Here is a 1191-nt window from a genome sequence, read left to right on the forward strand (position 1 = left end):
TTATAAATTGCAATCTGAAATTGAACTACTTTTCGTTTAAGTTGAATAAATGAGATCAAGTTGGTTATCGAATAGCTCCTGAGGCGTTTTATAATTTAGTTTTCTACGAGGTAATGTGTTACACCAATCCTCAATATATGCAATTTCATCTACACCATATTTTGATATCAGTTTACCTTTTGGTATGAATCTTCTTATTAGTCCATTATGGCGTTCATTACAACCTCTTTCAAATGAAGAATAAGGATGCGTGAAATAAACCTTAGTATCACTAAAGGTTTCTATTTTACTAAGACTTGAAAATTCTAATCCATTATCTGAAGTTATAGTTTTGAAAACTTCACTAAATTTAGAACCAAACTCATTTTTAAGTTTAATTATTTCCGATAACACGGCATCAGCCGTCTTCGATTTAATTTTTCTATGTATTGAATTAAGAGTATTTCTTTCAACTATTGTAAGAAGAACATTGTCTTTATTAGATTTTGCTCCAATAACGGTATCAATTTCCCAATGGCCAAATTCTTCTTTAGTATCAATTGATTTATCTCTTTCTTCAATACTACGACCTAACTTGATTTTATTTAATCTACTAACTCTTTTTTTCTTATTTATTCTTAATTTAATAGGTAAATCAGAGTTTTTAACATTCATAAATCCTAAATCAACATAGGAATATAAAGTCTTGGTACAAACCATTTCGCTACGCTGAAAGCGATTATTTATAATAGAATCACCGAAACATGCATCGAGAGACCAGTTATCTTTTGATACTTTTTCATTAACAAAATCTAAAAACTTTTTGCATTTTAAGATTTTATATTTACTTTTAGAATTCTGTCTATTTTCAGTGTAAACTCTATCACCAACTTCAGCGAAATATCTATCTACTTTATTACCAAACTTTATTTGACTAACTGTTCCACGACGTATTTCGTTAAGAACAGTATTAATAGGCCTATTAATCACCTTAGCGATTTTATAAGCAGACCACTTATCTTTAAGTCTTATTTCAATAAAACACCTTTCTTGAAAAGTTAAGTGTTTATTTTTCTTTGAGTTTGTGGTATTTTTATTGTAGTCCATAGTGATTATCCTTTCGTTAGGTTTTTGTTTCGCAACTCAATCTTAACACGAAAAGTAATCCTATGGATTTTTTTATTTAGTTCAAGTTCATTTTACAACTAATCA

At 28.5% G+C, this 1191-nt stretch carries 1 protein-coding gene; it reads right to left on the reverse strand.

Going from position 1 to position 1191, the window contains the following annotated elements; translation table 11 throughout:
• Window positions 1–36: 36 nt before the first annotated feature.
• The gene (locus H9660_RS16110) at window positions 37–1086 is read right to left on the reverse strand and encodes an IS30 family transposase (RefSeq protein WP_191751384.1); all 1050 of its coding nucleotides are present in this window, start codon (window positions 1084–1086) and stop codon (window positions 37–39) included.
• Window positions 1087–1191 lie beyond the last annotated feature (105 nt).

Origin of the sequence: Clostridium gallinarum (genome assembly GCF_014836325.1) — a bacterium.
In the GTDB taxonomy this organism is placed as follows: domain Bacteria; phylum Bacillota; class Clostridia; order Clostridiales; family Clostridiaceae; genus Clostridium; species Clostridium gallinarum.

What these genes read in the sequence shown, in the direction of transcription:
- H9660_RS16110 (WP_191751384.1), bottom strand. Translation starts at nt 1,086, where the DNA reads ATGGACTACAATAAAAATACCACAAACTCAAAGAAAAATAAACACTTA.